22 protein-coding genes and 1 tRNA gene are annotated in these 25,097 nt (G+C 62.4%); 5 read left to right on the top strand and 18 right to left on the bottom strand.

What is annotated here, in order from left to right:
* Nucleotides 1-47: 47 nt before the first annotated feature.
* The 13 genes from AC1DX4_RS09405 to AC1DX4_RS09345 all read right to left on the bottom strand — a co-directional run bounded on the left by AC1DX4_RS09405 (nt 48) and on the right by AC1DX4_RS09345 (nt 14,826).
* Entirely contained in the window at nt 48-365 is a 318-nt protein-coding gene (locus AC1DX4_RS09405; protein ID WP_477220056.1) for a Dabb family protein, read from the bottom strand.
* Between the two features lie 11 nt (nt 366-376).
* Nucleotides 377-2,005 (bottom strand): GMC family oxidoreductase, encoded by a 1,629-nt coding sequence (locus tag AC1DX4_RS09400; RefSeq protein ID WP_477220055.1) that lies wholly within the window; start codon nt 2,003-2,005, stop codon nt 377-379.
* A gap of 12 nt (nt 2,006-2,017) precedes the next feature.
* The gene (locus AC1DX4_RS09395) at nt 2,018-2,779 is read right to left on the bottom strand and encodes a 3-ketoacyl-ACP reductase (protein WP_477220054.1); all 762 of its coding nucleotides are present in this window, start codon (nt 2,777-2,779) and stop codon (nt 2,018-2,020) included.
* On the bottom strand, nt 2,776-4,278 hold the full coding sequence (locus AC1DX4_RS09390) for a GMC oxidoreductase (protein ID WP_477220053.1): 1,503 nt from the start codon (nt 4,276-4,278) through the stop codon (nt 2,776-2,778). Before AC1DX4_RS09390 ends, AC1DX4_RS09395 begins: the two co-directional genes overlap by 4 nt.
* An 89-nt stretch (nt 4,279-4,367) precedes the next feature.
* Entirely contained in the window at nt 4,368-5,483 is a 1,116-nt protein-coding gene (locus tag AC1DX4_RS09385) for an ABC transporter ATP-binding protein (protein WP_477220052.1), read from the bottom strand.
* Between the two features lie 21 nt (nt 5,484-5,504).
* On the bottom strand, nt 5,505-6,449 hold the full coding sequence (locus AC1DX4_RS09380) for a carbohydrate ABC transporter permease (RefSeq protein WP_477220051.1): 945 nt from the start codon (nt 6,447-6,449) through the stop codon (nt 5,505-5,507).
* A complete protein-coding gene (locus AC1DX4_RS09375; RefSeq protein WP_172224447.1) occupies nt 6,446-7,396 on the bottom strand; it encodes a carbohydrate ABC transporter permease in 951 nt (316 codons plus the stop codon). The genes AC1DX4_RS09380 and AC1DX4_RS09375 overlap by 4 nt, the downstream gene beginning before the upstream one ends.
* Before the next feature lie 153 nt (nt 7,397-7,549).
* On the bottom strand, nt 7,550-8,803 hold the full coding sequence (locus AC1DX4_RS09370; protein ID WP_032938068.1) for an ABC transporter substrate-binding protein: 1,254 nt from the start codon (nt 8,801-8,803) through the stop codon (nt 7,550-7,552).
* A 58-nt stretch (nt 8,804-8,861) separates the two neighbouring features.
* A complete protein-coding gene (locus AC1DX4_RS09365; RefSeq protein WP_477220050.1) occupies nt 8,862-10,373 on the bottom strand; it encodes an aldehyde dehydrogenase family protein in 1,512 nt (503 codons plus the stop codon).
* 14 nt (nt 10,374-10,387) lie between these two features.
* The gene (locus tag AC1DX4_RS09360; protein WP_477220049.1) at nt 10,388-11,164 is read right to left on the bottom strand and encodes an enoyl-CoA hydratase/isomerase family protein; all 777 of its coding nucleotides are present in this window, start codon (nt 11,162-11,164) and stop codon (nt 10,388-10,390) included.
* The gene (locus AC1DX4_RS09355) at nt 11,157-12,758 is read right to left on the bottom strand and encodes an acyl CoA:acetate/3-ketoacid CoA transferase (protein ID WP_477220048.1); all 1,602 of its coding nucleotides are present in this window, start codon (nt 12,756-12,758) and stop codon (nt 11,157-11,159) included. Before AC1DX4_RS09355 ends, AC1DX4_RS09360 begins: the two co-directional genes overlap by 8 nt.
* Nucleotides 12,755-13,771 carry a Gfo/Idh/MocA family protein gene (locus tag AC1DX4_RS09350; RefSeq protein WP_477220047.1) on the bottom strand — a complete coding sequence of 339 codons (1,017 nt, stop codon included), beginning with the start codon at nt 13,769-13,771 and terminating at the stop codon, nt 12,755-12,757. Before AC1DX4_RS09350 ends, AC1DX4_RS09355 begins: the two co-directional genes overlap by 4 nt.
* The gene (locus AC1DX4_RS09345) at nt 13,768-14,826 is read right to left on the bottom strand and encodes a LacI family DNA-binding transcriptional regulator (protein ID WP_477220046.1); all 1,059 of its coding nucleotides are present in this window, start codon (nt 14,824-14,826) and stop codon (nt 13,768-13,770) included. The genes AC1DX4_RS09350 and AC1DX4_RS09345 overlap by 4 nt, the downstream gene beginning before the upstream one ends.
* A 241-nt stretch (nt 14,827-15,067) precedes the next feature.
* On the opposite strand from AC1DX4_RS09345, the gene AC1DX4_RS09340 reads away from it, so the two are divergent.
* From AC1DX4_RS09340 to AC1DX4_RS09330, 3 genes are all read left to right on the top strand, one after another.
* The gene (locus AC1DX4_RS09340) at nt 15,068-16,222 is read left to right on the top strand and encodes a dihydrodipicolinate synthase family protein (protein WP_477220045.1); all 1,155 of its coding nucleotides are present in this window, start codon (nt 15,068-15,070) and stop codon (nt 16,220-16,222) included.
* Nucleotides 16,223-16,415: 193 nt separating this feature from the next.
* Nucleotides 16,416-17,390, top strand: a complete 975-nt coding sequence (fcl, locus tag AC1DX4_RS09335) for a GDP-L-fucose synthase (RefSeq protein ID WP_477220044.1) — start codon at nt 16,416-16,418, stop codon at nt 17,388-17,390.
* Between the two features lie 6 nt (nt 17,391-17,396).
* Nucleotides 17,397-18,812 carry an O-fucosyltransferase family protein gene (locus AC1DX4_RS09330; RefSeq protein ID WP_477220043.1) on the top strand — a complete coding sequence of 472 codons (1,416 nt, stop codon included), beginning with the start codon at nt 17,397-17,399 and terminating at the stop codon, nt 18,810-18,812.
* Between the two features lie 41 nt (nt 18,813-18,853).
* On the opposite strand, the gene AC1DX4_RS09325 is transcribed toward AC1DX4_RS09330, so the two are convergent.
* The 3 genes from AC1DX4_RS09325 to cpdR form a co-directional block, all read right to left on the bottom strand.
* Entirely contained in the window at nt 18,854-20,542 is a 1,689-nt protein-coding gene (locus AC1DX4_RS09325; RefSeq protein ID WP_477220042.1) for a rhomboid family intramembrane serine protease, read from the bottom strand.
* Nucleotides 20,543-21,068: 526 nt separating this feature from the next.
* Nucleotides 21,069-21,143: transfer RNA gene (locus tag AC1DX4_RS09320), tRNA-Val, on the bottom strand.
* A gap of 105 nt (nt 21,144-21,248) precedes the next feature.
* On the bottom strand, nt 21,249-21,611 hold the full coding sequence (gene cpdR / locus AC1DX4_RS09315) for a cell cycle two-component system response regulator CpdR (RefSeq protein ID WP_006199474.1): 363 nt from the start codon (nt 21,609-21,611) through the stop codon (nt 21,249-21,251).
* 163 nt (nt 21,612-21,774) lie between these two features.
* On the opposite strand from cpdR, the gene AC1DX4_RS09310 reads away from it, so the two are divergent.
* Nucleotides 21,775-22,716 carry an N-formylglutamate amidohydrolase gene (locus tag AC1DX4_RS09310; protein ID WP_477220041.1) on the top strand — a complete coding sequence of 314 codons (942 nt, stop codon included), beginning with the start codon at nt 21,775-21,777 and terminating at the stop codon, nt 22,714-22,716.
* Nucleotides 22,717-23,030: 314 nt separating this feature from the next.
* Nucleotides 23,031-23,804, top strand: a complete 774-nt coding sequence (gene hisN / locus AC1DX4_RS09305) for a histidinol-phosphatase (RefSeq protein WP_477220040.1) — start codon at nt 23,031-23,033, stop codon at nt 23,802-23,804.
* A gap of 12 nt (nt 23,805-23,816) precedes the next feature.
* Here the strand turns inward: hisN and AC1DX4_RS09300 are convergent, their stop codons facing one another.
* Complete coding sequence (locus AC1DX4_RS09300; RefSeq protein ID WP_477220039.1) at nt 23,817-24,647, bottom strand: helix-turn-helix transcriptional regulator; 831 nt, start codon at nt 24,645-24,647, stop codon at nt 23,817-23,819.
* 215 nt (nt 24,648-24,862) lie between these two features.
* Nucleotides 24,863-25,096, bottom strand: a complete 234-nt coding sequence (locus AC1DX4_RS09295) for a DUF1127 domain-containing protein (RefSeq protein WP_477220038.1) — start codon at nt 25,094-25,096, stop codon at nt 24,863-24,865.
* Nucleotide 25,097: the final 1 nt, after the last annotated feature.

Below are 25,097 nucleotides of genomic sequence, written 5' to 3'. Positions count from 1 at the left end.
GTTAGCAAAAGAGAACAGCGATCAGCCGGCTTTCGAAGAACCGGCGGTCACTTTTTCGTAAGATCGAGATCGAAGACCATCAAACCGTCGGTGCTGCCTTCGAGTGCGGCCACCAGCCGGGCGCCGGCGCGCCGATGGGCTTCGTGCACGAGATAGGCGTCGCGCGCGGCGGCATCGCGGAAATCGATGGTGAAGCCATGGCTGAAGCCGCGCGCGAAGGGTTCAGGGCTGACATTGGCGCTGAACTGGACGGTGTCCATGCCATCGATCACCTTTCGCAGCGCCTCGAGGTCGGCATGGATCGCCGCGCGCTCACCGTCGGGGACATCGTCGCGAAACCTGACGAAGACACAGTGCCTGATCATCTTTTTTGCTCCTAAGCAGCCCGGTTTCCGGAAAACACAGCCGGCGGCAGCGGCTCGCGGCCGAGCACCAGATCGGCACCCTTTTCGCCGACCATGATGGTCGGGGCATTGGTGTTGGAGGAGGGCACACGCGGCATCACCGAGGCGTCGCAGACGCGCAGACCTTCGATGCCGCGCAGCCGCAGGTCCGGGGTCACGACGGCCATGTCGTCATGGCCCATGCGGCAGGTGCCGACGGGGTGATGGTCGGTCTTGGAGGTGCGGCAGGCATAGTCGAAGAGTTCGTCGTCGCTGGCGAGTGACGGGCCAGGCAACACTTCGCGCAGCACGTAAGGGGCAAGCGCCTTTTGCCGCATGATCTCGCGCGCCAACCGCAGCCCTTTGATCGACATGGCGCGATCATAGGGATCGGACCAGTAGTTGGGATCGATCAGCGGATGGTCGGCCGGATTGGCACTCTTCAGCCGCACCGTGCCGCGTGAGCGCGGCCGCAGGAAGGCCGAGTTCAAGGTGACCCCGGGATTGTTCAGCTTCTCGACACCGGCTTCGATGCCGGAGCCCAGGCCGAGATGGAACTGGATGTCGGGCGAGGCGGCGGTGGGGTCGGCGTACCAGAAGCCGCCGGTCTCGAACAGGCTGGAGGCCACCGGTCCTTTCTTCAAAAGCAGATATTGCAGGCCGGCCCAGGCCGTGCGGTGCAGCTTGGCGTAGTTGTCATAGGTGTGATCGCCGGTGCATTCGGCGATGACGAACAAATCGAGATGATCCTGCATGTTTGAGCCGACCCCGGGCAGGTCATGCACCGGCGTGACGCCGACCGACTTCAGGTGATCGGCCGGGCCGATGCCTGACTGCATCAGCAGCTTGGGCGAGCCGATGGCGCCGGACGAGACGATCACCTCGCGCTCGGCGCGCAGGATTTTTGTCTGACCGCCCGGTTTGTCGATGATCTCGACGCCGATGGCGCGACCCTTTTCGACGACGATTCGGGTCACCAGCACGTCGGTCCTGACGGTGAGATTCTTGCGCGCGCGGATCGGCTTGAGATAGGCGACCGAGGCGGAGGAACGCCGGGCGTCTTTCTGGGTCAGCTGGTAGTAGCCGACGCCCTCCTGGCTGGCGCCGTTGAAATCCGGGTTGAAGGGAATGCCCATCTCCTGGCCGGCGCGGAAATAGGCCTCGCAGATCGGCAGCGGCGAAATCGGGTTGGACACGCCGAGCGGACCCTGGTCGCCGTGAAAATCGTTGGCGTAGCGCTGGTTGTTTTCGGCGCGCTTGAAGTAGGGCAGCACGTCGCGATAGCCCCAGCCGGCGAGACCCTCTTCCTTCTCCCAGGCGTCGTAGTCGCGGGCGTTGCCGCGCGTGTAGATCTGGGCGTTGATGGAGGAGCCGCCGCCAACCACCTTGGCCTGCGTGTACCGGAAGACGCGATCCTTCATGTTTCTCTGCGGCACGGTCGACCAGCCCCAGGAGGCGATGCCCTTGGTCATCTTGGCGAAGCCCGCTGGCATATGGATGTAGGGATGCCAGTCCTTGCCGCCGGCTTCCAGCAGCAGCACGGAATTCAAGGGATCCTCGCTCAGCCGGTTGGCCAGAACACAGCCGGCCGGGCCGGCGCCCACGATGATATAGTCGGTCATTTTTTCATCCGTTCAGAGCCGCGGCACGGAGAGCGCGCCGTCGACATTGATGATCGAGCCGGTCGAAAAGCCGAGCTTGCCGGCAGCGAGCGTCGCCACCACCGCGCCGATGTCTGACGCTTCGCCCCAGCGTTTTGCCGGCACCAGTCCACCTTCGATGAGGGCGTCATATTTGGCGGTCACGCCTGCCGTCATGTCGGTGCGGATGATGCCCGGCCGCAACTCGAACACGCCGATGTTTTCCGGGGCGAGCCGCAGCGCCAGGTTCTTCACCCACATCGATAGGCCGGCCTTCGAGATGCAATAGTCGGAGCGTTCCGGCGAGGCCATCTCGGCGCTGACCGATGTGATGGTGATGATCGATCGGGGATGATCGCCAGGGGTGGTCAGCATCGCCTTGGCGACGGCCTGGCTGAGGAACACGGTGCCGCGCAGATTGATGCCCAGTGTGCGGTCGAAATTGTCGGGCTTGAGCTCCAGCAGGTCGCCGCGCACCACGGCGCCCACGCCGGCATTGTTGACGAGACAGTCGATGCGGCCGAAGGCGCTGATGGCGGCGTCGACAAGTATGGCGTGGCTGTCGAGATTGGCGATGTCACAGCTGCCATAGGCGAATTTCGCGCCACGCGCTGTGATGTTGGCGGCCAGCCCATCAGGCGCCTGTTCGGCAAGGTCGGCGACCAGAATGTCGAAGCCGGCATCGGCCAGAGCCTCGGCGCAAGCCAGCCCAATGCCGCGCGCGCCGCCGGTGACGATGGCCGCGGGGCGGCTCATGCGGCAAGCTCCGTCCTGCGGATGTGGTCGGCGACACGCAGCGCCTGGGCGGCGATCGACAGTGCCGGATTCACCGCAGCCGAGTTCGGCAGAAAACTGCCGTCGACGACGAACAGGTTCTGGTGGTCGAAGGCGCGGCAGAACGGATCGAGCGGCGCGGTCGCCGGATCGTCGCCCATCTTGACCGTGCCGCACTGGTGCGAGGGCGTGCGCTTGTCGAACGGGCGCGACAGCACAAGGGGATAACCGCAGGCGCGGAAGTTTTCGCGCATCACCTTGGTCAGCCCGTCGAGCGACTGCATGTTGGAGCGCCGCCACTGCATGACGATGTCCTTGCCGTCGACCATGATGCGGCTTTCCGGATCGGGCAGGTCCTCGCACATCAGGTACCAGTCGACGGCATGGCCGGCCATGTAATCGAGTGCGAATTTCGGCACCGACTTCACATTGGCCTTCAGCATGTTGCCGTCGATCTTGCCGAGAAGCTGAACATTGCCGAGCGGTTTGCCGCCCTTGCCGTCGGAGAGATAATAGTCGTTCAGCATCAACGTCTTCTGGTAGACGGAATCGTTCCTGCGGCGCGGGTCGATGGCCAGCATGGCGCTGGAATTGTGGTTCATGAAATTACGACCGACCTGGTCGGAACGATTGGCAAGGCCCTTGCCATCCGGTGAAGGCGAACGCAGCAGGATGACGGCCGAATTGACCGCGCCCGCGGACAGAATGACCAGCTTCGGCGACACTATCTTCGCCTCGCCATTCTGGCGGTAATGGATCGCGGCGATGGTTTTGCCATCGGGTGCCGCTTCGAGATACTCGACATAGCAGCCGGTCTCGAGCCGGATGTTGCTGTCCTTCAGCGCCGCCACCAGCGGTGCTGTCTGGGCGTCCATCTTGCCCTGGCCGGTGTTGGGGAAAGCGTCCCAGCCGGTCTTGCCTTCCTTCAACCAGGTGTCGATGTCGACGCCGAGCGGCAGCGAGGCCGGATGCAGGCCGAGTCCCCTAAGCTCGGCGCGGGCGCGCGCGATCGGCGCTTCGTCGGGCACCGGCTTGAAGGCATAAGGGATCGAGTGGAACGGTTCGGTCGGATCCTCGCCCAGCGTGCCGCGCACGCGAAACAGCTGCTCGGCCCTGGAATACCAGGGCTCGAATTCGTCATAGGAAAATGGCCAGGCTGGCGAGACGCCGCCAAAGTGTTCCATGGCCGAAAAATCTTCCTTGCGGTAGCGGATCAGCACCGCGCCGTAGAATTTCGAATTGCCGCCGACATAGTAGTAATTGCCGGGGTTGAAGGCGGCACCGCCGGCCTCGCGCCACATCTCCTTTGGCCGGTAGTGGCCGTCGACGAAGATGGAGCGCGTGTCGCGCGCATGCGGGGTTGCCGGCAAAGGCTCGCCGCGCTCCAGCATCAGGATGGAGGCACCGCTGCCGGCCAGACCGGAGGCGATCGTGGCGCCGCCGATGCCGGAGCCGATGATGACGATGTCCGGATTTGTCATGGCCTAAATCGCGTCCCGACGCGCTTTAGGTTTTTTGTTTTGATGCATGTCGTTGCCCCAAAACCGGATCCATTTTTGGGCGACATACATTAGCGAATGCGGCTCTCTGTCGCCGGATCGAAGAACACCGCCTTGGTCAGGTTGAAGGCGAGCGGCGTGCTGGTGCCCGGCTGGATGTTGGCGTCGGCGCGCAGCCGCGCGACAACGCCCTTGCCGCCGAGATTGGTGACGGCGAAGGTATCGGATCCCGCCGGCTCGACGACCTCGATGTGCAGTTCGGCGGTAGCGATGTTCGAGGCATTGCGCTCGGCGCCTTCCGGATCGGTCAGCGCTTCGGGGCGGACGCCGAAGATGATCGGCTTGCCCTGGAATGCCGAGAGACCCGCCGGCGCATTGGCCATCGGCAGCGTGATCGGCTCGCGTGCCTCGCGCTGCAGCACGACGGACAGCGCATTGCCCGATGTGGCGATGGTCGCCGGGATCAGGTTCATCGCCGGCGAGCCCATGAAGTCGGCGACGAACAGGTTGGTGGGGTTGTTGTAGATTTCGGCCGGTGTGCCGAACTGCTGCACCTCGCCGTCGCGCATGACGGCGATCTTGGTCGCCAGCGTCATCGCCTCGATCTGGTCGTGGGTGACGTAGACGATTGTTGTGCCTGTCGTGGCATGCAGGCGCTTGATTTCAATGCGCATGTCGACGCGCAGCTTGGCGTCAAGGTTGGACAAAGGCTCGTCGAACAGGAACAGCTTGGGGTCGCGCACCAACGCCCGGCCCATGGCAACGCGTTGGCGTTGGCCGCCGGACAACTGGCTCGGCTTGCGCTGCAGCAAGTGGCCGATCTGCAGGACCTTGGCCACCTTGTCGATCGCCTTCTGGCGCTCGTCGGCCGGCACGCCGCGCATCTCCATGCCAAACGAGATGTTCCCGGCCACCGTCATGTTCGGATAGAGCGCGTAGCTCTGGAACACCATGGCGATATCGCGCTTGGAAGGGTGCAGATCGTTGATGGCGCGGCCGTCGACGCGGATCTCGCCCTCGGTGATCTGCTCCAGGCCGGCGATGGTGTTGAGCAGTGTGGACTTGCCGCAGCCGGACGGACCGACCAGCACCAGGAAGCCGCCCTTTTCGAGCTCGACATCGATGCCCTTCAGGATCTCAACATTCCCGAAGCGCTTCTTCAGCCCATCAATTTCCAGAAAAGCCATGGGTCGTTCCTTCCTGATAGCTCAGCCTTTGACCGCGCCCGCCATCAGCCCGCGCACGAAATAGCGGCCGGCGACGACATAGACGATCAGGGTGGGCAGAGCCGCGATCATCGCGGCCGCCATGTTGACATTGTATTCGACGACGCCAGTCGAGGTGTTGACGACGTTGTTCAGCGCCACCGTCATCGGCATGGCGTCGCCGGTGCCGGCGTAGGCGGAAGCGAACAGGAAGTCGTTCCAGATGTTGGTGAACTGGTAGATCACGGTGACGACGAAGATCGGCATCGAATTCGGCAGCATGATGCGGCGGAAGATCTGGAAGAAGGAGGCGCCGTCGACTTGTGCGGCCTTGATCAGCTCGGTCGGGAACGCCTCGTAGTAGTTGCGGAAGAACAGCGTGGTGAAGCCGAGGCCGTAGACGACATGGACGAAGACCAGATTGACCGTCGGGTTGCCGAGGCCGAAGCTTGTGCCGACCGAGTTCTGCAAGGTCACGCCGAAGCGGCCGAGGCTGCCGAGGATCGTCGCCATCGGTAGCAGCACCGACTGGAACGGGATGAAGCAGGCAAACAGCATCAGCCCGAAGACCAGCGTTGCGCCGCGAAAGCGCCATTTGGTCAGCACGTAGCCGTTGAGCGCGCCAAGCATGGTCGAGATCAGCACGGCCGGAACCACCATCTTAATGGAGTTCCAGAAATAGCCCTTGATGCCGGCGCAGGTGAGGCCGACGCAGGTCTCGCCCCACGCCTTCAGCCACGGGTCGAAAGTCGGTGCCTTGGGCAGCGCCAGCATGTTGCCGTTCTGGATCTCGTCCATGGTCTTGAACGAGGTGACCAGCATGACGAAGAGCGGCATCAGATAGAACAGCGCAAACAGCGCCAGCAGTCCGTAGATGACGACACGGTTGAGGGTCTTGGTGCTCATGCCGCTAGAGGCCTGGCGGGCGGGGGTGGTGACAGCGCTCATCGCGGCTTCTCCCGCAGTTCCGAATAGAGATAGGGCACGATGATGGCGACGATGGTCATCAGCATGATCACCGCACTGGCCGAACCGACGGCCATCTCGTTGCGCTTGAAAGTGTACTCATACATGAAGTTGGACGGCAGCCAGGCCGAGCCGCCGGGGCCGCCGGAGGTCAGCGCGACCACCAGATCGTACGACTTGATGGCGAGGTGCGCGAGCACGATGAAGGCCGACAGGAAGATCGGCCGCAGCAGCGGAATGACGATGCGGCGATAGAGCTGGAAGGTGGTGGCGCCGTCGATCTGCGCCGCCTTCATGATCTCGCCGTCGATGCCGCGCAGGCCGGCCAGGAACATCGCCATGATGAAGCCGGAGGCCTGCCAGACGCCGGCGATGACCACCGTGTAGATGACGAAATCCTTGTTCTTGATCCAGTCGAAGTGGAAGCTCGTCCAGCCCCACTGATGCAAGGTCTGTTCAAGGCCTAGGCCGGGATCGAGGAACCATTTCCAGGCGACGCCGGTGACGATGAAGGACAGCGCCATCGGATAGAGGTAGATCGGCCGCAGCACGCCTTCGCCACGGATCTTCTGGTCGAGCAGGATGGCCAGGAACAGGCCGAGCGCCAGGCAGATGGCGATGTAGAGAAAGCCGAAAATGCCCATATTGGTGATCGACGTGTACCAGCTCGATGGCGGGTCGGTGTCGAAAGTCCAGCCCCACAGCCGCTGATAGGCGCGCGAGCCGGTGATGACATAGGACGGGAAGGTCTTGGAATTGGTGAAGGACAGATAGATCGTCCACAGGATGAATCCGTAGACGAAGACGATGGTGATGGCGAAGCTCGGCGCCAGCACGATCTTGGGCAGAGCGTCCTGCAGGCGCGAGCGCACCGAGGCACGCGGCCGCTCCGGCGTCAGCTTGATCTGTGTTGTCGCTACACTGCTCATTGAGGCTCCTCCCGTTTCGGGTCGTCCGTGCTCTGCCGTCAGGCGGCAAGGCGGCCCGTGCGTACGGGTCTTCGGTCGGCATGGTGTCGAGCCGGCCAATCCTGGGATAAAACCTTCCCCGCCGAAGCGGGGAAGGTGTTTTAGCCGTAGCGCTTACTTGGCGTCGTCGATCGCCTTGACCAGTTCGGTCACGGCTTCGTCCGAGGTCTTGATCTGACCATGGACGAACTTCGAGACGACATCCTTGTAGGCATTGGCGACCGCCGGAGGCGCGCCATAGCCCTGGGCCAGCGAGCCGAACAGCGTGCCGCCGTCATTGGCTGCCTTCAGGTCGGCGATGCCCTTCTTGCCGCAAGCGTCGAAGTCGGTGTCCGGAACGTCGGTACGGGCCGGAACCGAACCCTTGACGACGTTGAAGGCCGACTGGAAGCTCTTCGACAAAGTGGCGGTGGCCAGTGCGATCTGGGCGGCCTTGCGGTCGTCCGGAACGTTGAACATGCCGAACATGTCGGAGTTGTAGATCACGGAGCCGTCAGTGCCCGGGAAGCGATAGCACAGGAAGTCCGTGCCCGGGGTCTTCTTGGCGGCGTGGAACTCACCCTTGGCCCAATCGCCCATGACCTGCACCAGGGCATCGCCCTTGATGACCATGGCGGTGGCAAGGTTCCAGTCGCGGCCCGAGAAGTTCGGGTCGACATAGGTGACGAGCTTGGCCAGATTGTCGAACGACTTCTTCATCGTGTCGGACTTGAGCGAGGCGTCATCGAGGTCGTTGAAGGCCTTCTTGTAGAACTCAGGTCCGCCGGTCGACAGCACGACCGAATCGAACATGGTGGCTTCCTGCCAGTTCTGGCCGCCGAGAGCGAGCGGGATCACGCCTGCCGCCTTGGCCTTGTCGAGCAGGGCAACGAAGTCGTCGAAGGTCTTCGGCTCGGTGCCGCCGATCTTGTCCATGACGGCCTTGTTGATCCACAGCCAGTTGACCGAGTGGACGTTGACCGGAGCCGCGACCCACTTGCCTTCATAGACCGAGAACTTCTGCAGGGCTGCCGGAACCGACTTGTCCCAGCCTTCCTTCTTCGCCGTCTCGGTCAGGTCGCCCATCACGCCGGCCGCCGCATAGTCGAGCACGGTGTAGCCGAGCATCTGCGAGGCGGTTGGGTAGTTGCCGGCCGCGACCATCGCCTTCAGCGCGGTCATGGCAGCGTCGCCGCCACCGCCGGCGACAGGGACGTCCTTCCAGGCATAGCCTTCCTTGGCCAGATCGCCCTTGAGGACGTTGAGAGCAGCCGCTTCGCCGCCCGACGTCCACCAATGCAGCATCTGCACTTCCTTGACGTCCTCGGCATGGGCCGCGAAAGCCAGGCCCGATGCGAGAGCCGTTCCGATAAGAAGTTTGCGCAACATGTACTTCCTCCCTTGTTGCATTACACGACCGGTGGCAGCCCACCGGGTTCTTCCAAACTCAGCCGACCCACCATCCGGTGCGCTGGCCGCGATGAAACTGGATTGTCTTTTCCTCGGTATAATCCTCGACGGCGCGTTTGCCGAGTTCGCGTCCGAGACCGGACTGCTTGTAGCCTCCGAAAGGCAGCTCGGGATAACCTTCCATGAATGTGTTCACCCAAACCGTCCCCGAACGCACCCCACGCGCCACCGACATACACGTGTCGATGCTGGCGCTCCACACGCCTGCAGACAGACCATAGGGCGTGTTGTTGGCGATGTGCAACGCCTTTTCAATCGTTTCAAAAGTCAGCACGGAGAGCACCGGTCCGAACACTTCCTCGCGCGCGATGGCCATATCTTCGGTGACGCCGCGGATGATCGTCGGATCGAGGTATTGGCCGGCATTTGAGGCCAATTGCCTGCCGCCGCTGAAGACGTTGCTGCCTTCGCCTGCGGCCGCCGTAATGTAACCAGTGACCTTGGTCAGATGATCCGAGGAGATCATCGCGCCGACCTTGGTTTGATCATCGAGCGGGTCGCCGACCTTCACCCTGGCGGTGAGTGCCTTGACGGCAGCTAGAAAATCGTCGGCGATCGCCTCGTGCACGATCAGCCGGCTGCCGGCATTGCAGCATTCGCCGGCGTTGAAGAAGCCGCCGAACACCGCCGCGTCGGCGGCGGCTTCGAGGTCGGCGTCGGGGAAGACGATCTGGCCGTTCTTGCCGCCGAGTTCCATCGAGACCTTCTTTAGCGACTGCGCGGCCGAGGCCATGGTCATCTTGCCGACGCGGGTCGAGCCGGTGAACGACACCATCTCGACCAGGGGATGGCTGACCATCGGCGCGCCGACATCGGCGCCGAGACCCGCGAGGATGTTGACGACGCCGGCAGGCAGGCCGGCCTCAAGCAGAATGTCGCCCAGCACGAAGGTCGAGGCCGATGTCATTTCACTCGGCTTGACTACCGCCGTGCAGCCGGCGGCGAGCGCGAAAGGCAGTTTCTGGCTGACGATGAGGAACGGGAAATTCCATGGCGTGATGATCGAGACGACACCGATCGGCTCACGCACGACCACGCCCAGCATGGCGTCGCCAAGATTGGCGTAGCTCTCGCCATGCAACGTGCGGGCGAGCGATGCCGCGTAGCGCCAGATGTCGACGGCGCCGCCGATCTCGCCGCGCGCCTGGGCGATCGGCTTGCCGGATTCCAGCGCGTCGAGCCGGGCGATGTCTTCCAGCCGCGCCTCGATCAGGTCGGCCGCCTTGAGCAGGATCGCGGCGCGTTCGGAGGCTTTCATGCGCGGCCAGGGGCCGGTCTCGAACGCTTTGTGCGCGGCCTGCATCGCGGCCTCCACTTCGGCCTCGCCGGCCTGTGCATAGCGCGAAACGGTGAAGCCATGGCCGGGGCTCTTGCGCTCAAGGATACGGCCATCGCGAGCGTCGACATGCTGGCCGTCGATCAGCAGCCGATAAGTTTTCGGTGCGGCTGACGCCTCGGCGGGCATGGCGATGTTGAGGGGAGCGTTCATCGGGACTGTTTTCTCTAGCTTCTTGAAAATGCCGGCTTCTGCTTGGTCTTGAAAGCAGTCACGCCAGCCTTGAGATCGCCGGTGAGCGCGATGAAGCCGCTGGCCAGCGCTTCGGTCGCGGCGGCACTTTCCTCGCCTTCGGCAACCGCGATCATCAGCTTGGCCGCCTCCGTCGCCAGCGGGCCGCGCTCGGCGATTTTTTCGGCCCAGTTTCTGGCTTCGGCCAACCCGCTACCGGTTTCGACAACTCTGTCGACGATGCCCAAAACGAGTGCCTGGGCCGCCAGGAAAACTTCACCACCCAGCGCCATGCGCCGCACGGTCTGTGCACCAAAGCGGCGCACGGCGCGCTGCGTGCCGGACCAGCCGGGCACGACGCCGATAGAGGTTTCGGGGAAGCCGAGCTTGACGTGCGTTTCCGCGACGCGGAAATCGCAGGCGACCGCCAATTCCAACCCGCCGCCCAGCGCATGGCCCGACAGCACGGCGATGGTCGGTTGCCTGAGCCTGGCCAGCCGGTCGAAGACGCGGTGTCCGTAGCGCACCCATTGCACCTGAAAATCAGCGGCGCTCATCGCGGCCCAGGCCTCGACATCGCCGCCGGCGCAAAAGCCCTTGCCGTCGCCGCGGATCAACACGACGCGGACACCTTCGGCCAGTTCCGCTTCGTCGAGCGCGACTTCCAGAGCGCGCAGCATCGGAATGTCCAGCGCGTTGAATTTTTCTGGCCGGCGCAGCGTAACGGTGCCGATGGCGCCGTCCTGCTCGAAGGTGACGAGGCGCTCAGCCATGCGCGCCTCCAAGCGAGGCGCCGCCATTGAGCGACAGGCCGATCGGCTGCTCCTGATACAGCGCCGCCGGCGTCACCTTGAGATCGTTGGCGATGCCGAGTGGAATTTCGGACTGCGCCAGCACATCGCGCTCGAGGTCGATGCCGGGCGCCAGTTCCGTCACCATCAGCCCATCAGGCGTCAGCTTCATCACGCAGCGCTCGGTGACATAGGTGATGTCCTGTCCCTGCGCGACCGCTCGCTTGCCGGAGAAGGAGATGTGCTCGACCTCGTTGACCACCTTCTTGACCTTGCCCTCCTGGTCGATGCGGATACCGCCATCGGCCAGCGACAGTTTGGCCCCGGCGTTGAAGAAGCCCGAGAAAACAATCTTCTTTGCCCGCGCGGTGATGTCGACAAAGCCGCCGGCGCCGGCGGTGACATGCGGCCGCGCCGATAGTTTCGAGACGTTGACAGAGCCGTGGCGGTCGATCTGCAGGAAGGACAGCAGCGAGGCGTCGAACCCACCGGCCTGGAAATAGATAAACTGGTGCGGCGAGGGCATGAAGGCGTCTGCGTTGGACGAGCAGCCGAACTTGAAGTCGAGCAGCGGCACGCCGCCGACGGCACCCTGCTCGATCACCCAGGTGACCTTGCCGTGCTGACCTTCTTCCAGAAGGATGCGCGGCACATTGGCCGAGATGCCGAAGCCGATGTTGACGGCCATGCCGTCGCGCAGCTCCATGGCAACGCGGCGCGCGATCACCTTCTGCACGTTCATCTCGGCATTGCGGAAGGTAGACAGCGGCCGGAAGATCTCGCCCGAAATCGCCGGGTCGTAAGGCGTCAGCGTCGTCTGCAACTGATCGGGCGCGACGACGATGTGGTCGACCAGCACGCCCGGCACCCGCACATCATGCGGCTTCAGCGTGCCGTTCTCGACTACGCGCTTGACCTGCGCGATGACGACGCCGCCATTGTTGCGGGCGGCGAGCGCCTGTTCGAGGCCGCCGAGATAGGCGCCCTCATGCTCATAGGTGAGATTGCCGCGCTCGTCTGCCGTGGTGGCGCGGATGATCGAGACCTGCGGCACGATCGAACGGAAGTAGAGCCATTCCTCGCCGTCGAACTGCTGCACCGACACGATCGGCTCGCTGGCGGCAGCGTTCATGGCGCAGCCCTGGTTACGCGGGTCTGCGAAGGTGTCGAGACCGACCTTGGTCAGCACGCCCGGCCGCTTGGCGGCAGCCTCGCGATGCATGTCGAACATGATGCCGGACGGCACGTTATAGGCGGCAACCGAATTGTCGCCGATCATCTTCCAGATCTGCGGCGGTTCGGACGAAGAGGGGCCGGACGGATAGGAGCCGCACAAAGTGCGCTTCAGCAGGCCGGGTTTCGCCAAATGGTCGATGCCCTTGATGCCATACATGTCGCCGGCGGCGATCGGGTGCAGCGTGGTGATGTTCTTCGGGTGACCTTCCGTATCGAAGCGTTCGCCGATGGCGGCCAGCACCGCGTCCGGACAGCCGAGGCCGCTCGACGACGATACGGAAACAACCATACCGTCCTTGATCAGGCTGGCTGCCTGCGCTGCGGAAACGACCTTGCTCAATTCATGCTCCCGAGTTTCGGGTCGATCTTGACGGCCTTGCCGGAGCTGGCCGATTGCAGTGCCGCCTCGGCTGATGCCAGCGACCAGATGCCGTCCTCGCCAGTGGCGGAAGGCTGGCCGTCGCCGTGGATCGCGGCATGGAACCGCCGCACGGACCTGACATAGAGGTTCTCGTGGTCGAAGCTCAGCTGCTCCTCACCCTTGTCAGTGCGCAACAGCACCGAGCCGTCCGGCTTCTGGGTCATCACATTGCTGGCGATCAGCGAGCCTTCCGAACCATGCACCTCGAAGCCGGTGCCGGCGAATTTGGTGGTGAAGCCTTCATGCGACTGGGCGATCAGGCCCGACTTGAAGCGCCAGATGCACATGGCGCCATCCTCCAGCCCGCTGCCGGCCATGCCTGCGGCTTGCGTGAAGGCCGAGACCTCGACCGGATCGTCACCCAGCACGAAGCGCAGCGTGTCGGCATCGTGCACGGTGATGTCGAGCACGACACCGCCGCCGGCTTCGGGCCTGGTGATACGCCAGCCCTGCAGAGTCTCGGGCAGATAGACGGAATGGAAGACGCGTGCGGCGATCGGCTTGCCGATGCGGCCGGAGGCGATGGCATCCCGCATGGCGCGGTGCGCTCCGGCGTTGCGCAGATGATGGTTGGTGCCGAGCACGATGCCCGCCGCGTTGGCGGCTGCTACCATTGTGCGGGCATCAGCGCTGGTCAGCGCCAGCGGCTTTTCGCACAGCACATGCTTTCCCGCTCTGATGGCGGCGAGCGCCTGTTCGAGATGCAATTCGTTGGTGGTCGAGATGTAGACGGCGTCGATATCCTCATCGAGGAGATCGTTAAGCGTCGAGACCGCAAGCGGAATGTTGTTTTCCACGGCATACGCCTGGGCCCGCTCCGGGTTGGAACTCATCACCGCCGCGATCCTGCCATCGGCCTGCGCACGGATGGCATTGATCATGAATTGCCTGGCGATCGTGCTGGCGCCGATCAATCCCCATTTGACGCTCATGCAGCGCCTCCGGTTCCCGTAGGTCTGTTTCGCGTGCGGCGATCAGGACCGCAGCTTTCCCTGACCACGAGATTGACCGCGCCGATATGATCCTCGGCCCTAGTGGTGCGCGACTGGATCATTTTCAGCATGACGTGGGCGGCGCGTTCGCCGAGGCCCGCCGAGTCCACCGCGACGCTGGTCAAGGCGGGCATGTAGTGCTCGGCCTCGGCGACGTCGTCGAAACCGACGATGGCGAAATCCGTACCGGGCTCAAGTCCACGCTTGCGCAAAGCCAACATGGCGCCGAAGGCGACGGCGTCGTTGAAGCAGAGGGCGGCGGTCGGCGGTTCAGCCATCGACAGAGCCGTTTCGAGGCAAGCGATACCGCCTCTGCGGCTGGTTTCCCCCTCGACGACCAGCGTGTCGCGCGCGGCGATGCCTTGCGTCTCGCAGGCTTCGCGAAATCCGCCAAGGCGCTCGTGATAGACCACCAGGTCGGACGAGCCGCCGAAGAAGACCAGCCGGCGATGTCCCTTGCCGATGAGATGAGCGGTAGCGAGATAGGCGCCGCGATGATTGTCGGGCGCAATCACCGGGATGCGGCTCTCAGGCAAGCGGCGCATGGCGAAGACCACCGGCAAGCCCGCCATCTCCAGACGGCGGAAGGCGCCTGGCGTGGTGCCGCGCGCCGGCGACACGATGAGGCCGGCAACGCCTTGCTCCATCAGCGACTTCAGAACCTCTTCCTGACGCACCGGATTCTCCGCCGTGTTGGCGATGAACGGCACGATGCCGGCCGACTGGAAGACGCGCTCCATGCCGACCGCCAGTTCGGCGAAAAAGGGATTGGTGAGATCGTTGATGACCATGCCGATGACGTTGGAATGGGCCTTGCGCAGATTGGCGGCGCCGCGGTTGTAGACATAGCCGACATCCTCGATCGCCTTGCGCACTTTGACCGCGGTTTCAGGCCGGATCAGCCCGCTGCCCTGGAGCACGAGCGATACCGTCGATTTGGACACGCCCGCCTCGCGGGCAATGTCGAAGATCGTCGCCTTGGCCCGGCTGGCCATCCTGATATCTCCTCCCGGTTTTCTTAATCAGATTTATTGGAACGTTCTAATCTCTGCTCCATGGAGGAGTCAATCGGGATTTTTTCTCGGCCTGAAAGACCGATTGTGCGTACTCGAATGGCCTAGCTTATAAGGCTTTCAGTGTTGCAACGCAGCATTTGGTCGTCAATGCGCTCTCAATCTAAAGTTTCTTGATTTATTGGAACGTTCCATTTAATAGGCGCTGCGAAGGGAGAGATCGATGGACATTGCCTTGCCTGGTGAGGGTGCCCGCGGCACCGGTTACGTGCTTGTCGGACAACCGGTACAGCCTGACATCGGCGCGCGGTTTTCGCGCATCGCCTACGCCGCCGCGCATGTCGTTGCCGATCCCCACGAAATGACCGATCCATGGTCGCGGCCCGTCGTCGACTGGGACAGGACGATGGCGTTCCGCCATCATTTGTGGCGGCTCGGCTTCCGCATCGCCGAAGCCATGGACACGTCGCAGCGCGGCATGGGTTTCGACTGGGCCAACGCGAAGGAATTGATCCGCCGTTCGATCGCCGAGGCGCGAACGGTTCCGGGCGCCGATCTTGCCTCGGGCGCCGGAACCGACCATCTGGCGCCGTCCGCCGCCATGACGCTCGACGATGTAATCGCCGCCTATGAGGAGCAGTTCGCTTTCATCGAAGGGCAGGGCGGCAAGGCGATCATGATGGCCAGCCGCGCGCTGGCTGAAGTGGCGAAGGGGCCGGACGACTACGCCGCCGTCTATGACCGCATCTTAAGCCAGGCGTCCGGCAAGGTCATCCTGCACTGGCTGGGCGACATGTTCGACCCGGCCTTGAAGGGCTATTGGGGCAGCGGCGATTTCGAGACCGCGCTCGATACGGTGGTCGCCATCATCGAGCGCCACGCAAACAAGGTCGAAGGCATAAAGATATCGCTGCTCGATGCCGGCAAGGAGGTCGCGCTGCGCAACCGGCTACCGGACGGCGTCGTGATGTTCACCGGCGACGACTTCAACTATCCCGAACTGATCGCCGGAGACGGCAACAGGCATTCGCACGCGCTGCTTGGCATTTTCGACGCCATCGCGCCGGTCGCCAACGCCGCCCTGGCAAGGCTCGCCGCGGGCGACCATGCCGGCTATGATGCGCTGATGGCGCCGACGGTGCCGCTATCGCGAAAAATCTTCGAGGCGCCGACCGAATATTACAAGGCCGGCATCGTCTTCATGGCGTGGCTGAACGGCCATCAGGACCATTTTACGATGGTAGGCGGCATGCAGTCGGCGCGCGGCATCCGCCACTACGCCGAAATCTTTCGCCTTGCCGACCAGGCAGGCCTGCTGGCGGATCCCGACCTTGCCATATCGCGGATGAAGAGCCTGTGCGCCGTGGCGGGCGTTTGATTCGAGCGAGATTAGGTCATAAGAATCCCCACGCAGGGGATTTGTATTGCGGGAGCTTAGAAAAAGGGGCCCGCATTACCGGGTAAACGGCCAGGATGGGTCTATCTGGCGCAGTTGTCGTTACAGAGAGCTATGTGGTTCCATGGTGTCGAGCGCCGGTCGTCAGGCCGCCGCTCTTCATAAGGGCAGGGTTATGGGCGAAACCTTCGACCTCAGGGGCAAGCGGGTATTCGTGGCCGGGCATCGCGGCATGGTCGGTTCGGCCATCGTGCGCAGGCTGGCTGTCGAGGATTGCGAGATCCTGACGGCGACGCGCGCCGAGCTCGATCTCCTGGATCAGGCTGGTGTGCGGCGCTGGATGGCCGATCATCGGCCGGATGCCGTGGTGATGGCCGCGGCCAAGGTCGGCGGCATCCTGGCGAATGATCGGCTTCCGGCCGATTTCCTGTATGACAATGTCGTCGTGCAGACCAATCTCATCGAGGGGGCCTTTCGCGCCGAAGTGGGTAAATTCCTGTTCCTCGGTTCGTCCTGCATCTATCCGAAATTCGCGCCGCAGCCGATTTCCGAGGAAGCCCTGCTGACTGGTCCGCTCGAACCAACCAATGAATGGTATGCGATCGCCAAGATCGCCGGCCTGAAGCTATGCCAGGCCTACCGGCGCCAATACGGCGTCGACTATATCTCTGCGATGCCAACCAATCTCTACGGTCCAGGTGACAATTTCCACCTCGAATCCAGTCACGTCGTACCCGCGTTGATGCGCAAGGCACATGAAGCGAAGCAGGTCGGTCGCAAGACGCTGACAGTGTGGGGAACGGGCACGCCAATGCGCGAGTTCCTGTATGTCGACGATGCAGCCGATGCCCTGGTTTGCCTCCTGAAAACCTACAGCAGCGACAGCCATGTCAATGTCGGCTCGGGTCAGGATATCACCATCGCCGAATTGGCCAGGACGGTCGCTTCGATCGTCGGCGGGGACGTCGAGATTGCGTTCGATCCGACCAAGCCGGACGGCACACCGCGCAAGCTGCTGGACGTGACGCGGCTGTTTGCCACCGGCTGGCGTCCCCGATACTCGCTGCGCAGCGGGCTGGAGCAGACATATGCGTGGTTCCTCCAGCATATGGAAGCCGGTCAGGTCCGGCTGACAGCACCCGAAAGTTGATGCCGCTTGAGCGATTTCTCCATGAAGACATTGGCGGCGACCAGGGCAGATGGCCTTGGAGGGCGCCTGCTTGCCATGGTGAATGCAAAATGTCTCGCCGACAAAATGGGGTGCCGTTTCGGCTTCACCTGGAACCGCGGATCCATCGACGACATGCAGTTCCACATTGTCGATTCCGTCGACAAGGTTTTTGCCGCCGATTTCATCGAAAAATACTGGCTGGGAGAGAAGATCGACACCAGCCGGTTTGGGGTCCTCGACGGTGGTCGGTTCAGCCGATCCAGCCTGATTGTCGATGCCCGTCGGAACGGATACGAGGGGTGGATCTGCGATAGTTTCCGCATTCTGAGATCGTTCCGGCAGAGCTGGTTCAGGGCGATGCTGCCCGCCAACAGGTCGGCCCGATCGAGGCATCGGACGTTTGGCACGTTTGGCTTTTCCGAACCCGTGCGAGCAACGATCGCCGCCGCCGCGGAGATTCGGCTTTCCCGACCGATGGCCGCGTTGCATCTGCGCAGCGGCGATATTGTCCACGGCAACTACCGCTCGCAACTGGAGTTTTGCGACAAGGTCATTCCCGCGCCGCTAGCCAAGGCGATCGTGGCGAAACTGGCGTCAAAAGGCCTGGCGACGCTGGTGATCGGCCAGGACCGGGCAACGCTCGACTATCTCAAATCGGAGACCGGAGCCTTCCTCGCCGACGACTTCGGCGCCAGTCAGTTTGAAGACGAGACACTCAAGGCTTTTTTCGAAATGGCACTGATGGCCCGGTGTCGGCAAATCCATGCGGGAAGCAGCGTGTTCGCGACAATCGCGTCGGTGATGGGTGGCATCAGGGTTATCAGGCCAAAAGCTGTGTTTGGCGATCGCGGAACAGCAATGGCCATACTGGACGAATTGAAGGCCCGACAATCCGGTTACCATCCGCTGGAGGCGGCCTTTGGCTATCAGTCGGCCTTCGTGCTGATGGAAAACAGCGTTGGCCCAGCGCAGGCGAGGATAATTCTCGAAAATGCGGCCAAGCTCGATCCACTAAACCCCGCCTATGCGCTGAAGCTGGCGGCCGGTTATTTTCGAGAACAGAATTACCGAGACGGCGAAGCGGTCCTGAAAGCGTTCATGCTTAGGGAAGTCGATGTCCGCGCCGAAAATTCCATGCGGATTTTGGAGGTTCTGACCAGCCCCTCATCTCGCGGCCACACCATGGCGGGCGACTTCGAATTCTACTTTGCCGCGGCCAGGGCCGGCTATCCCTACGCTGCGGCATGCTCGGCCCATATCCTTCACACGGCTCTGGGCAGAACCGACGACGCTCTTGCAATGGCTGCGCTGTCACTCAAGGCAGAACCCGGAAACCGGCTTTTCCGGGACATCGAATTGGCGGTTCGGGCAGCCAATGTCGCAAATGGCGGCTCGCTCTAAACTCTTTGTTTTGAGGCAATCCCCAAGCCACTTCGTCCCCGTTAATGCAGCCGTTGCAATTCCCACTTTGCACCGTCAAATTCGATAAACGTCTTTGGGCATATCGATAACGCATTCTTCAAGAGCGGCTTTGCGTCTTCGATATGCCCTCCGATCAGATCTTCCTCAGCGCCATAAAAAACCGCCTCGCACAATTGATCGTTGCCGATGGCTTTCATTTGCAAGTCCTGCGGAGGCAGCTTGCCCATAAACAGATCGAAGACCGGATAGGGCCAAGTGGCAGGGGTGAGTTTGGCCTGTGCCTGCTGTGCTTGCGTCTGCAAATCCGGGTCTTTCGCGTACCCCATGGCCATGATGCGCCACAGATCAGCATAAGCCACCTGTGCGTCCGGCATTTCGCTTTGCTGCCGGAACATCCGCACGGCATCGCTGTAGCGGCCGTTGAAGAAGGCTGCAAAGGCATTCTCTGTCGGATAGGCAGCATAGGTGGCATAGGCAGCATAGGTTTGTGTGATCGGCACAAGCGCGCCCACCGCTACCAAGGCGAAAGCGCCGGCAACAACGCCTGCAGCGCGCGTGTAGAGCGGACGAGCCTGGTCGCGGGACCAGAACGACATCAGCGCCAGAGCCAGCACGGCGCCCACGATCGCACCGCCAATATGGGCGGAATAGTCGATCCTCAGGCCTTTATTGGAAGCCGAAAGAAACGGCAGCACTGCAGGAACCAGAATCGACATCGCGCGCGCTTGCATCATGCTGCGCTGGGCGCTGGAGCGGAAATGAAAGCTGAGCACGATTGCCGCAGCAAAAAGGCCGACAATGCCGCCTGACGCGCCAACCCCAACAACATTGGCCGGGGTCATGTACAGCGAAGCGACCTCACCGCCCAGCGCGCATACGGCAAAAAGAGCCAGGAACCATAGGCGGCCGACCAAGCCTTCCAACAAAAGCCCCGCGCGCCAAAGCGCAAAACTATTGCCGAGAAGATGCGCGACGCTGGCGTGCGTCAATGTAGCCGTGACCAAACGCCACCATTGGCCCTGCCAGATCAAAGATCGAAACATGCCGCCGAGCGCGACCAAGGTTTGCGTCGAGGGCGATCCGCCTTGGTTGGGGTTGATGGCAAAAGCCAACTCGGCGCAATAGATCACAGCCAGCAGAGCGATAAGCCCGTAGGAAGCAAGGGGCTGCGTGTTGGGCGGGGCGAGATCGCGGCCACCTTGTTCCTGCATCGCATTGAGCGCTGATGGTTGCGCCGCCATATAGGTGCGGCAAAGCTGAGTGATATCCGTGCCCGCGCTATCTATCTGGCTGATCGGGATGGCAAGAGCCAATTTGCCACGCCGCCGCAGTGCATACCATGGCCGCGGCACACTCTCGGCATAGGCAGGATCGACGGCCAGCCTCAGACTGACGAAGCTCTTGGTGGACACTTCAGAAAGCCTGGTGATCGCGCTCCAGGGTACAAGGTTGCCCACAGAGGGAATTTTCACGCCTTGCGGCGAAAGCACCAGCGCAGGTGCTCGCGTCACCAATCGACGCAACATCATCGTGCCCATCAAAGCGCCGGTAATCACGCAAATCCATCCGCTAAGGACAAGTTGGGGCGGCGCATGTTGATCCTGGAGGCAAAAAATTCCGATACCTAAAACCAGGGCGAATATGGCAAGCGGTTTGACGAGTTTGGCGGCAGAATAATAGAACTTTTGACCCTGATCATGCTCCAACATCGCACCCACATTTTTCTTGAATTGATACGGTCGAAGACAAGTGAGATGAAATCTCCGGAACAACTGAAGAATCATACGTTCGGCAGAAATCAGATATCGAGCGGCATGCCAACCAACGTCCAGCGGGCTAACTCATCTCATGATAAGCTTCCCTTACTGATGGGTGGGACGCTACCAGCGGCGCGACCTGGCACACAACATAAGTTGCGGCTCACATAGGACACGTTTTCTTGATTTTGATGCTTCCCGGCGAGCTTCCGCGAGGCTCAGCCTGGCGGGCCAATGGGTGGTAATGTTCGACGGCGGCCGGTGGCCGACTGCGCTGCAGAATTCCGTTGCCGATGATGGAAACCTGGACGGAGCGGACTGACGCTGGGCAAGAAGCCCAAATCCGGCCGCTTGGACACGGCGGCGGCCCGGCCGGTCGAGGGCTCCTGGATCTGAGTCCTGATCGAGCACAACCGGGCGATCGGTTCGCCTCGACGCCGCCTGTATGCGGTCAATCAATATCGAAGGTTTGTCTGGATGGTGGGCGTGACAGGGATTGAACCTGTGACCCCTGCAATGTCAATGCAGTGCTCTCCCGCTGAGCTACACGCCCATCCGAAGCCGCGCATACACCATTTTTGGTTCGGCGCGTCAATAGCGAGAAAAAGGAAAGAAGGCGTCGTCTCGCCGCAGCGGCGATGCCTTTGCGGAAGGCGGCTCAGGCCGCCTGCAGCATCTTCTCGACCTCGTTGACGAGATCGCGCAGGTGGAAGGGCTTCGACAGCACCTTGGCGTCTTTCGGCGCCTTGGAATCCGGGTTCAGCGCAACGGCGGCGAAACCGGTGATGAACATGACCTTGAGGTCCGGATCGATCTCGGTGGCACGCCGCGCCAGCTCGATGCCGTCCATCTCCGGCATGACGATGTCGGTCAACAGCAGCGAGAACGGTTCCTCGCGCAGCCGCTCATAGGCGCTGGCGCCATTGTCGAAATCGCTGACCTGGTAGCCGGCGCGTTCCAACGCCTTGACGAGGAACCGACGCATATCGTCGTCGTCTTCCGCCAGAAGAATGCGTGCCATGATATCCCGTCCGAATCACCCGCCCGAGACTGCCGCCGAGGCAGCCCGTTAACCATCCTGTATATGAGGAGGTGACGGTAAACATCAAGTGAACGCGGCGAAGCAATATCCGCATTTGGCAAGGCCATGTGCGCGGTGAAATGCTGGACATGCGGCCAGCAAGGTGGCAGTTTCATACAATGATGCACTGGTGTTTTCGGGTTCGTTCAAATTGAAGACGGCAGCCGAGGATTTTTCGGTCGTTCCACCCTTCGAAATCCGATCGGGCGCCGAGCAGCGCGTCCCCTTCCTGTTCAACTCACCGCATAGCGGCCGCTACTACCCCGAACGCTTCCTTGCCATGGCAAGGCTCGACCGCAACGCCATCCGCCGCTCGGAGGATTGCTATGTCGACGAACTGTTCGGCGGTGCCGTGGCGCTTGGCGCGCCGATGCTGGCGGCGAATTTCCCGCGCGCCTATCTCGACGTCAACCGCGAGCCCTGGGAACTCGACCCGCGCATGTTCGCCGAGCCGGTGCCGTCCTTCTGCAATATCCGCTCGGCGCGGGTGGCGGGCGGCCTGGGCACCGTGCCCAAGCTGGTGGGGGAGGGGCTCGACATCTATTCCGGCCGCTTGCCGCTGGCCGAAGCCGTCGCCCGCATCGAGGCCGTCTACAAGCCCTATCACGAAACGCTGAAGCGGCTTTTGACCAGGACCCATGCCCGGTTCGGCTTTGCCGTGCTGATCGATTGCCATTCGATGCCGGCGAGCATCCGTGTCGGCGACAGCGGTCTGCGGCCGGACTTCATCATCGGCGATCGTTTCGGCATCTCGGCCACCGCGGCGCTGACCGAGACCGCGATCGGCCTGCTCTCCGCCATGGGTTACACCGTCGCCCACAACAAGCCTTATGCCGGTGGCTTCATCACCGAGCACTATGGCCGCCCGGCGCGCCATCTGCATGCGCTGCAGATCGAGGTCAATCGCGGGCTTTACATGAATGAGCGGACATTCGAGAAGGCTGCCGGCTTCGACGCGCTGGCCGACGACCTGACGCGATTTTCAGCCGATCTGATGGCGATGCCCGACCATCATTTCATCGACCTGCCGCTGGCCGCGGAGTAAAATAACCGGCGAGAGTGCAAGGCGTAAAAAAAGACCGCATCGTTTGCACGATACGGTCGAAGTCTAGGGAGGAAACGCCCAAGGAGGGCATGGACAGGAAAACCTGTCCGAGGTCGAGGGTATTGTGCGGTGCACAAATGTCAAGCGACCTTCAGGCTTTTTTAATTCAGAGTGATGTGGAAATTGCGTTTCGATGACGCTTGCGTGACATTTGGGCAACAGCTGTCACGGCGAATAAATCGATAAACAGGCTTGTTTTGGCGGGAAAGTGTCGGCAGAGCCCAGTTGGGCACTCTGCAATGCGGGAGAATCAGTTGGACATCAGTATCGATTTCATGCGCCGTATCGCGCAAGCGGCAGCGGCCGAGACCTTGCCGCGCTTTCGCGCCCAGGGTGCCGTGGCCAACAAGGAAAAGGGCAGTTTCGACCCGGTCACCGAAGCAGACCGCGAGACGGAACGCGCCATCCGGGCACTGATATCGGCTGAGTATCCCGACCATGGCATTCTCGGCGAGGAGCATGGCAGCGAGAACATCTCCAGCCGGCATGTCTGGGTGATCGACCCGATCGACGGCACGCGCGCTTTCATCTCCGGCCTGCCGGTGTGGGGGACGCTGGTCGGGCTGACGGTCGATGGCGACGCGGTTGCCGGCATGATGGCGCAGCCCTTCACCGGCGAACTGTTTTACGCCAACGCCTCGGGCTCGCACTATGAGGGGCCGGGCGGACCGCGCAAGCTTTCGACCCGCAAGACGACAAGGCTCGACGAGGCAACGCTGTTCACCACGACGCCGGCGCTGTTCAAGGGCGAGGCGCGCACGCGCTATGACGCGTTCGAGAAACAGGTCCAGCTCGCCCGCTACGGTGCCGATTGCTATGCCTTCGCCATGATCGCCTCGGGAAGCGTCGACATCGTCGCCGACCCCGGCCTGAAGCCTTACGACATCGTGGCGCTGATCCCGATCATCGAGAAGGCGGGCGGTGTCATCACCACCTTCGATGGCGGGCCGGCGGAAAAGGGTGGCGATGTTCTGGCGGCGGCGACGCCGGAGCTTCACGCGGCCGCCATGGCTGCCCTGCGCGGCTGACATTTCCCTACTTCAGCGCGGCTTGATCGAGCGCTGGAACTCCGCCGGCGTGCGTCCGTAGACCTGCCTGAACGACGCACTGAAATGGCTGTGGCTGGAGAAGCCAAGGTCCATGCCAAGCGTGGTCAGATTGTCGTAGCGGCCAAGCAGGTCGAGCGCGCGCGCCAGCCGCAGGCGCAGATGATAGCGATAGAGCGGCATGGCCTCGACCTGCTGGAACATTTGCGTCAGATAGACCGGCGAAACGCCGACCTCGGCGGCAATTTCGGCCAGCGTCCAGCGCCGCGACAGGTCCGACGACAGCACGAGCTTGGCGCGGTCGACCAGCTTCTGCCGCCCGGGGCTGGCGCCCGCGACATGCGAGGTGCGCTCGCCGAGCGAGCGCCGCACCAGCGTCAGGGCAAGCGTCTCGGCCTCAAGCGTTTCGGCGACATTGCGGCTCAGGCTGTGGCGCAGCAATGCCACCAAGGCCTGTGCGCGCGGATCGATGCGCCGGCGCTGGCGACGAAACGCCAGGATGCCACTGGCTCGCAACTGCCCCTTCGGCGCCAGCTCGCGCAATTGGCCTTCCTCGATGACGAGGTCTAGGCAGGCGTCGCCGCCCTCGATGGGGTGGCTGACCTGGTAGGCCTCAGCCTGATTGAAGAACAGCAGCTGATTGGCTTCCGCGACGGCGTCATTGCGGCCGACATGGCGCACGAAGACGCCGCGATAGGGAAACACCAGATGCGCGGCCGACGTGCATTCTTCATCGCTCCTGTGCCGGCATTCGCCGCTGCAGACGACATTCCGCACCTTGACGATGCCGGTATCGAGAAGGAGCTGAACTGTGAATTGCGACATGGCCGTTGAGCTCTTTCCCCGCGCCGGAAAGTTCCGGCGGCGCGAGGAGCATTCTACGCAATGGGCCTGCCCAGTCCTGTCAGGAGACTTGTCGGCGAGCGCTGCTCAATCCCGCAAAAGCAGTTCGCCGTTTCATGGAACCGGCGAACTGCTTTTGCTTTTTGTTTTGACGCAATTCCCCAGGGAAAGCGCTGCGCGTCTTTCCCGGAATTGCTTTAGCGCCGCCTGAATTCCGAATAGGCATCGCCGCGTGACAAACCGATGTCCTTGAGCTGTTCATCGGTCATTTCGAGCAAGGCAAGCCGGCTTCGGCGTTTCTCCATCTGGCGGGCGAGCCATCTGGCCACGGCGATGCATTGAGCGTGCAAGAAATGCGGGATGGTGGTGCGGGATGGTGGCGCCGGGACCTGGCCGGCCAGGCGTTGTGCTGTTGCATGATCGGTGCGCATG

The organism is Mesorhizobium sp. P3_A8 (genome assembly GCF_056402995.1).
The sequence above is the reverse complement of the archived record's forward strand: the minus strand, read 5'-3'. Positions and strand labels throughout refer to the sequence as shown.